This window comes from Saccharothrix sp. ST-888 (assembly GCF_000955975.1).
Classification (GTDB): domain Bacteria; phylum Actinomycetota; class Actinomycetes; order Streptomycetales; family Streptomycetaceae; genus Kitasatospora.
This window is the reverse complement of the sequence record NZ_JYJF01000191.1, coordinates 1-5,994: the sequence shown is the minus strand read 5'-3', so window position 1 is coordinate 5,994 and position 5,994 is coordinate 1. Positions and strand designations below refer to the sequence as shown.

Sequence of the window (5,994 nt, the reverse complement as noted above, 5' to 3'; positions counted from 1 at the left end):
AGGAGCCGACCGGGACGGTGCAGGCGGCCGCCCCGACCAACGGGAGCATCGCGGCCAGCCGCACCTGCCGCCAGCTGCCGGCGAGCCCGACCGCACTGATCGCCCCCGCCGCGCAGTTGGACAGCACCACCCCCTGCGCCGGGCCGAGCAGCAGCACCAGGACCGGCGCCGCAACCAGGGCGAACCCGATCCCCGCCAACCGTTGCACCGACGCGCCCAGCAGGACGATGCAGCCCAGCACCAGGTCGGCGGCCCAGCCACTCGTCACGGACGGCTCCTCACGGCTACTCCCGATCGGCTACCGGCTACCGGCTACCGGCTACCGGCTACCGGCTACCGGCTACCGGCTACCGGCTACCGGCTACCGGCTACCGGGTCAGTCTGCCAACGGCAGGCAGACCCGGCTGCCCTGGGCCGTGAACTCCCCCGACTCGGCGGCCATTCCGGCCAGTGCCTCGGCGGCGTAGCCGGACGGAGCAGGGGGAGCCTCTCCCAGCCTTCGGCCGGGAGGTGCCCCCACCGTTCTCGTTGCGGATCCGCTGGGAGATCTTCATCGAACTGAAGTCAGTAGGCCCGGCACCACCACGAAAGTCGCTGCGACACATGGCTCTCAAGCCCTGCCGAGGTGGCGTGATTTCCACGTTGACAACAGTTCTTCGATGATCGAGCGTAACAATCACTGACTGTGAGTCAGAATCCCGGCAAGGGGCGAAGTGAGGGGCCGACTACTCACGACAGCAACGACCGTTCCAGGAGTTCGATGATGACGCTCCAATCGTCCGCTCTTCCGACGCCCGCATCCGGCAGCCGACAGGTCCCGGGCGCCATGCCGCTGGTCGGGCACGCACTGCAGCTCCAGCGCCGTCCGCTCGCTTTCCTGAGATCGCTCCCGCAGTACGGCGACCTGGTCGAGATCAGACTCGGGCCGCGCAGGGCCTATGTGGTGTGCCATCCGGATCTGGTGCGGCAGGTGCTCACCGATGCGAAGACCTTCGACAAGGGCGGGCCGATCTACGACAAGCTCCGGCAACTGCTGGGAAACGGCCTGGGCACCAGCGCCCGTGAACCCCACCGCCGGCAGCGCCGCATGATCCAGCCGGTCTTCCACGCGGAACAGATCCGGCAGTATGTCCCAGCCGTGCACGACGAGGTGGTCGCGGCCACCGCCGGATGGTCGGACGGCCAGGTGATCGACGTCGCCAAGCACACCTACGAGATCATCACCAGAGTTCTCACCCGGACCATGTTCACCGCCACGTCACACGACGAGGCCGCCGCCGTGATCAGCGACGCCCTGCCGTTGTTCCATGAGGGCGTAGGTCAGCGAATGAACTCGCCTTTCGCCTTCCTGGAGCGGGTGCCAACCCCCGGCAACCGTCGGTACGACGCGGCGAAGGCGCAACTGCACTCGCTGGTCGACCGGATCATCACCGATCACCGCCGCATCGGCACCGACCACAACGACCTGCTCTCCCTGCTGATGGCCACAAGGGACGGCGGGACGGACGGCGGGACGGCGGGGATGACCGACGAGGAGATCCACGAGCACGTGATCACCTTCCTGGTCGCCGGAGTACCGACCTCCGCAGCCGTACTGGCCTGGGCGCTGTACTTCCTGGGGCAGGACGCCGGGTTGGAGGCCCGCCTGCACAGCGAGGTCGACACGGTCACCGACGGCGGGTCGCCCGCCTGGTCGCAGCTGCACCGGCTCGACCTGACCACCCGTACGCTCACCGAGGTCATGCGCTTCTACCCGCCCGGCTGGCTGCTCACCCGGGTCGCGATGCAGGACACCCTGCTGGCCGGGCAGCACATCCCGGAGGGCACCGTGATCGTCTTCAGCCCCTACCTCATCCACCACCGGCCCGACCTGCACCCGGCCCCCGAACGCTTCGACCCGGACCGCTGGCTCCCCGAGCGGCGGCAGGCGATGGCGCGAGACGCGTACGTCCCCTACGGAATCGGCAGCCGCAAGTGCATCGGCGAGGTCTACGGGATCACCGAGCTCACGCTCGCCCTGGCCGTGATCGTGCGCCGCTGGCGGCTTGAACCGGTCCCGGGCGCAAACACACACCTCACCGACCCCAAGCCGACCGCTGTCATCCGGCCGGCACCGCTGATGATGCGCCTTCGCGCACGCAAGCCCAGCTGATCCCGGGCATCCAGCGGACAGCACGAAGCGCCGTCGCGAGAAGCCAATGCCGCTCGCGACGGCGCCGGTCGGGCACCGCCGGTGCGTCACTCCGCCAGCGGGGGGTGGACCCGGTTGCCCTGGTCCGCGAACTCCTCCGACTCGGCGGCCATCCCGGCCAGTGCCTCGGCGTCGTAGCCGGGACGGGACGGCGGTGGAGCCTCCACCGTGCTCGTTGCGGATCTGCTGGGAGATCTTCATCGAGCAGAACTTGATCAAAGGCACCACTACGAAGAGTTGCGCCGTTCAGGGCCGGATCGAGGCGAAGACCTCGACCTCGCACTTCGCTGCACCGCTGCGCTTGATCCTCGCATCGCTGGTGATCAGCGGTACGCCCAAGGCTTCCGCCAGGGCGACGTACTGGGAGTCGTAGGCGCTGAGGTTGGCGTGCAGCTGCTTCACCCGGTCCCAGAATGGCAGCGTCTCCCGTTTGTCGATGGGAAGCATCCGGTATGCGAGGACCGCCCTCTCCACTTCCCTCTCGGTCAGCTTGCCGCCGCGCTGCATACCGAGGAGGGCCGACTGAATCTCGTAGTCCAGGAGGGTGGGGGCGTAGACATCTCCGGCTGCGGCTACTCGACTGCGAACGAGCTCACCGTCGGAGCCATGGGCTGTGAGAACCAGGACGAGAGCCGAGCAGTCAATGACGATCAACGTCCGACTCGCCCCTCGTCGATGGCAGCAAGGACATCGGCGGTACTGACGTCGGCAGTGGTCTCCCGATTCAACCTCTCCATCATCTCCGCCATTGTGGGCCTGGATGCCTCCCTGGCAATCAGGTCTTGCATGAACCCCTGGAGCGACTTGCCGGCCTGGGCCGCGCGAACCTTCAGGGTCTGGATCTGCTCGTCCGGGACGTCCCGGATCGTGAGGGCTGCCATGCCATCATTCTATCTTCACTGCCTGCAGAATGCAGGCACTCGCTGTGGATCGACACGGCATCCGGACGAAACCGTTGTGATCAGCCAGTCGGAGCATGGTCACCGAAGATCTCAGAACCGGGCAAGCACGACCTCACCGTTCTCCGTACCAGCGACGATCCGCCGCCCGTCGATCGCGAGGCAGGTGATGGCACCATGGAGCACGAGGCTGCCGATCTCTCGCCGCGCGTCGAGATCGTGCAGCACCACCTTCCCGTTCCTTCCCCCTGTCACAAGCAGCCTGCCGTCTCGACTGATCGCCGCCGCCCAGCCCTCATGAACGATCGGGTAGGGGGAATCGCCGGGCCCCGGCCAGATATATCTGACGAGTTCATCTGAATTCAGGTTCCACTGCTCCACGGCCTCCCACTGCTCAAGAAACGGGCCACCGATCTGGGAAACAGTAAAGACGTGTTGACCGTCTGCAGAGAATCTCACCGCTCGGACAATCCAGCCTCCCCGGGTCACCTCGCGGACCAACTCCCCCGAACCGACCCGCCACACCCGCACGACACCGTTCAGAGTTCCGGTGACCGCGAGTTGACCGTCTTCGCTGATGTCGATGGCCGAGACGGGCGAACCATGCCGGGCGTATTCCTCAGTGGGCCACGTGTGTCGCGGGCTGCCTCCGGCCCCGACCGGGGGAAGTGCTTCCTCCCGAGCACCCGGGCGCAGCTGCCACTCCTTGTCGACCGGCCGGCCGTGAGCCATGATCTTGCGCTGGGTGAACTGGAGCCCCAGATCAAAGACTTCGACGGCACCGTCCCACCCCAGAACACACTGTTCGCCGTCCGGACCGACCGCAACCGCTTCGGCTCCGACCGAGGAACGTGCGCTGTCCGCATTACAGAAGCAGACGGTGCTCATTGTTCGGGAAATGAACGGTGAAGCAAGCGAGAGCTGACGTGTCGGCGCGCCATCAGCCTTGCCAGGCAGACCAGTTTGATCACTGGGTGCACGCCCGTACAAAGCGCCGCGCCGGGAAGCCCCCTCCTGCCTCCCGGTGCGGCGCTCCCGCGAGCCGTCCCGTCAGTCGGCCAGCGGGAGGTAGACCCGGTTGCCCTGGGCCGCGAACTCCTCCGACTTGGCGGCCATCCCGGCCAGTGCCTCGGCGTCGTAGCCGGACGGAACGGCGGTGGAGCCTCCACCGTGCTCGCTGCGGATCTGCTGGGAGATCTTCATCGAGCAGAACATCAATGAAGGCGCCACCGGACTCACTGCTACAGCTACGGACAGATCAGTTCGATGGTCGGAAAGTAGGTCCGATAGCGCGAGGCGTCGCGCGTGAGCAGCCTGTATCCACGCACAGCGGCGTGCGCTCCGATGTAGAAGTCCGGCAGCGGCGCGGTTTTCTCCCCGCCGCGCTTGCGGTACAGCAGAAATGCCTTGCCGGCCAGAAACCCTGCCTCGTAGGGGAGCTGCTCTCGTGCGAAATCCACGGCGGGCAGGACCGCGTCCAGGTCCTCGATCGCGGCGTAGGCTACCGAGACCTCCGCGTAGACGATCGGGTTGATCACCACCTCCCCCTCGTCCTGGGCCTTGGACAGTGCGGCCTCCGACCAGTCGGCCCAGTTCTGATCGTCCGTCATCAGGTCCAGCAGCACGCAGGAGTCGACCAACGTCACCGGTCGGCCCCGGTCGGGGCCGACCAGCCGCAACCGGCTACTCGCCACGCAGCAGCTCCATGATCTCGTCCGTGGACATTCCGCCCGCAGCGCTTCCCCTCATCCGGCGGGCCGCCCGCTGCCCTCTGGTGCTGTGCCCCTCTCGGCGCACTATCCGCAGGACGCCGCCCTCCTCGATGACGTCCACCTCGTCCCCGGGTCGCAGACCGCACTTCTCGCGAAGGCCCGCGGGGATGGTGACTTGTCCCTTGCTGTTGAGCCGCATCTCCCACCTTCTCTACCACGTAATACCTCTATTACGTAATACTAGACCCAGCCCCTGCTCGCCGGAAGACGGCGCTCGAGCGCCGGTCCGGCGGCGGAGTCGACCCGGCCTGTCCCACCCGACCGAAGCGGGCACAGGATGTCGGGTCCGGCAGGATCGGCCCTTCCTAGGGTGAGTGATCGAAAGGGAAGGAGACCGGGTGCTGGAACGACTGAACCAGGCCATGGAGCACATCGAGGAACACCTTGACGAGCAGATCGAGGTGGCCGAGTCGGCGCGGATCGCGTTGACGTCCGAGTACCACTTCCGCAACAGAACCAGCACGGCAGGACGTTTCCGGAGCTACAGCGCCGCGAGATTGTCGACCAGGTCGTCGAGCCCGAACGAGCCCTGGGAGAGCGCCTTCATGTGCCAGGCCTTGAGGTCGAAGGCGGCGCCCTGACGGCGCTTGGCGGCCTCGCGGCCTTGCAGCCAGGCGCGTTCGCCGAGCTTGTAGCCGATGGCCTGGCCGGGCCAGCCGAGGTAGCGGTCGATCTCGCCGTTGCGGCGGGCGGCCGGGCTGCCGTTGCAGGTGGCCATGAACTCGGTGGCGAGCGCCGGGGTCCAGCGCTCGCCGGGGTGGAAGCCCGAGTCGGCGGGGATGGTGAGTTCGAGGTGCATGCCGATGTCGACGATCACCCGGATGATCCGCAGCATCTGCCCGTCCAGGAAGCCGAGTCGGCACTCTGGTTCGGAGAAGAACCCCAAGTCGTCCATGAAGCGCTCGGCATACAGGGCCCAACCCTCGATATTGGCACTCACCATGCCCTCGGTGACCTGGTAGCGGCTGAGCCGGTCGGCGACCGCGACCCACTGGGCGAGCTGGAGATGGTGGCCCGGAACGCCCTCGTGATACCAGATGCTGACGAGCTGCCAGGTCGGGAAGGTGTCCTGGCCGAGGGTGGGCAGGTAGGTGCGTCCGGGGCGGCTGAAGTCGAGGCTCGGGCCCTGGTA

General features: G+C 67.0%; 9 protein-coding genes. 1 reads left to right on the top strand and 8 read right to left on the bottom strand.

Annotated elements, in window-relative coordinates:
• Positions 1–268 (bottom strand): hypothetical protein (locus tag UK12_RS31640; protein WP_045306654.1); only part of this gene is annotated, 268 nt, incomplete at its 3' end.
• Between the two features lie 495 nt (positions 269–763).
• Here UK12_RS31640 and UK12_RS31635 point away from each other — a divergent pair.
• Complete coding sequence (locus tag UK12_RS31635; protein WP_045306653.1) at positions 764–2,152, top strand: cytochrome P450; 1,389 nt, start codon at positions 764–766, stop codon at positions 2,150–2,152.
• 285 nt (positions 2,153–2,437) lie between these two features.
• Here UK12_RS31635 and UK12_RS31630 read toward each other — a convergent pair whose 3' ends face one another.
• From UK12_RS31630 to UK12_RS31600, 7 genes are all read right to left on the bottom strand, one after another.
• Positions 2,438–2,845, bottom strand: a complete 408-nt coding sequence (locus UK12_RS31630) for a type II toxin-antitoxin system VapC family toxin (RefSeq protein ID WP_045306652.1) — start codon at positions 2,843–2,845, stop codon at positions 2,438–2,440.
• Entirely contained in the window at positions 2,842–3,072 is a 231-nt protein-coding gene (locus UK12_RS31625; protein WP_045306651.1) for a FitA-like ribbon-helix-helix domain-containing protein, read from the bottom strand. The genes UK12_RS31630 and UK12_RS31625 overlap by 4 nt, the downstream gene beginning before the upstream one ends.
• Before the next feature lie 111 nt (positions 3,073–3,183).
• The gene (locus UK12_RS31620; protein ID WP_045306650.1) at positions 3,184–3,978 is read right to left on the bottom strand and encodes a WD40 repeat domain-containing protein; all 795 of its coding nucleotides are present in this window, start codon (positions 3,976–3,978) and stop codon (positions 3,184–3,186) included.
• 162 nt (positions 3,979–4,140) lie between these two features.
• Complete coding sequence (locus tag UK12_RS31615; protein ID WP_197085331.1) at positions 4,141–4,293, bottom strand: hypothetical protein; 153 nt, start codon at positions 4,291–4,293, stop codon at positions 4,141–4,143.
• 44 nt (positions 4,294–4,337) lie between these two features.
• Complete coding sequence (locus tag UK12_RS31610; protein ID WP_045306648.1) at positions 4,338–4,784, bottom strand: type II toxin-antitoxin system VapC family toxin; 447 nt, start codon at positions 4,782–4,784, stop codon at positions 4,338–4,340.
• The gene (locus UK12_RS31605) at positions 4,774–5,001 is read right to left on the bottom strand and encodes an AbrB/MazE/SpoVT family DNA-binding domain-containing protein (RefSeq protein WP_045306647.1); all 228 of its coding nucleotides are present in this window, start codon (positions 4,999–5,001) and stop codon (positions 4,774–4,776) included. Before UK12_RS31605 ends, UK12_RS31610 begins: the two co-directional genes overlap by 11 nt.
• Positions 5,002–5,343: 342 nt before the next feature.
• Positions 5,344–5,994 (bottom strand): DUF885 domain-containing protein (locus tag UK12_RS31600; RefSeq protein WP_045306646.1); only part of this gene is annotated, 651 nt, incomplete at its 5' end.

Bases quoted from the DNA above. Each gene is read 5' to 3' on its own strand.
- UK12_RS31615 (WP_197085331.1), bottom strand. From the start codon at position 4,293: ATGAAGATCTCCCAGCAGATCCGCAGCGAGCACGGTGGAGGCTCCACC.
- UK12_RS31635 (WP_045306653.1), top strand. From the start codon at position 764: ATGACGCTCCAATCGTCCGCTCTTCCGACGCCCGCATCCGGCAGCCGA.
- UK12_RS31625 (WP_045306651.1), bottom strand. From the start codon at position 3,072: ATGGCAGCCCTCACGATCCGGGACGTCCCGGACGAGCAGATCCAGACC.
- UK12_RS31605 (WP_045306647.1), bottom strand. From the start codon at position 5,001: ATGCGGCTCAACAGCAAGGGACAAGTCACCATCCCCGCGGGCCTTCGC.
- UK12_RS31620 (WP_045306650.1), bottom strand. From the start codon at position 3,978: ATGAGCACCGTCTGCTTCTGTAATGCGGACAGCGCACGTTCCTCGGTC.